Below are 1,223 nucleotides of genomic sequence, written 5' to 3' on the forward strand. Positions count from 1 at the left end.
CGCCCGCCCGGCCGATGTGTCGGCRGGCGGTGCGTCGGTGGGGAGGCAGCCGAGCAKGGCTCGGCTCTACCCCAYCCCTCGCCGGTTCAGGCATCCACGCSGATCGGGCAGCTGACGCCGGTGCCGCCGATGCCGCAGTAGCCGTTGGGGTTCTTGGCCAGGTACTGCTGGTGGTAATCCTCGGCGTAGTAGTACTCGGGGGCCGGGAAGTCGATGTCGGTCGTGATGGCACCGTGGCCGGCGTCGGTCAGGCGCTGCTGGTAGGCGTCGCGGCTGGCCAGGGCGGCGTCGAACTGGGCCTGGCGGGTGGCGTGGATGGCCGAGCGGTACTGGGTGCCGGTGTCGTTGCCCTGGCGCATGCCCTGGGTKGGGTCGTGGTTTTCCCAGAAGACCTGCAGGAGCTTGTCCAGGGAGATGACCGCCGGGTCGAACACCACCTCGACGATCTCGGTATGCCCGGTCAGACCCGAGCAGACTTCTTCGTAGGTGGGGTTCGGGGTGGCGCCCCCGGCGTAGCCGACGGAGGTGGAATACACGCCCGGCAGGGTCCAGAACGTGCGCTCGGCGCCCCAGAAGCAGCCCATCGCGAAGCGGATGCGCTGCAGGCCGGCGAAACCGTCCTTGAGCGGGTGGCTGTTGACGTAGTGCTGGTTGTGCAGCGGCAGCGGGTGCTCACGGCCCGGCAGGGCCTCGTCTGGACGCGGCAGGCGCTGTTTGAACGCGCCGATTCCCAACAAGCCCTTGGCAATGCCCAACATGGCGTTCTCCTAGGCCGGCAACAGGCCGGCGCTTTCGTCACCATCGAATATGGGGTCGTCCCCGCCGCTGCCCAAGTCGAGCCGGGCCACGATGTCTTCCGCCTCGGGACGGGCCAGGTCCGGCACGCAGACCCGCAGCACCCCGAACAGCGGCAGTTCGCCCATCCCGCCCAGCAGCGACTCGCCGAACACGAACGCCGGGATGCCGGCGTCTTCCAGCGCGTGTTTCACCAGATGGGCATCGAACAGGTTGTCGGCCTGGTAGATCACGTGCATGGGCGGGCTCCGGAAGGCGTCGGCCCAGCATACCCCCGGGGGCTGAAGGCGTGCCGACCGCTGCCCGGCTCCCCATGATCCGCCAGACAACCGGTAATGCCGGCCGCTGGCCGGCTCCCCAYGAYCCGCCAGACAACCGGTARTGCCGGCCGCTGGCCGGCTCCCCGCACTGCCGGCAATGTGCAGAGC

Annotated in this window: 2 protein-coding genes; both read right to left on the bottom strand. The window is 69.4% G+C overall.

From position 1 onward, the window contains the following. Nucleotides 1-86: 86 nt before the first annotated feature. The gene (gene msrA, locus ACXJKH_RS20800) at nucleotides 87-737 is read right to left on the bottom strand and encodes a peptide-methionine (S)-S-oxide reductase MsrA (RefSeq protein ID WP_457322227.1); all 651 of its coding nucleotides are present in this window, start codon (nucleotides 735-737) and stop codon (nucleotides 87-89) included. 30 nt (nucleotides 738-767) lie between these two features. After that, complete coding sequence (locus tag ACXJKH_RS20805; protein WP_256774968.1) at nucleotides 768-1,034, bottom strand: putative signal transducing protein; 267 nt, start codon at nucleotides 1,032-1,034, stop codon at nucleotides 768-770. Between the last annotated feature and the right edge of the window lie 189 nt (nucleotides 1,035-1,223).

The organism is Stenotrophomonas sp. P5_B8, assembly GCF_054049855.1.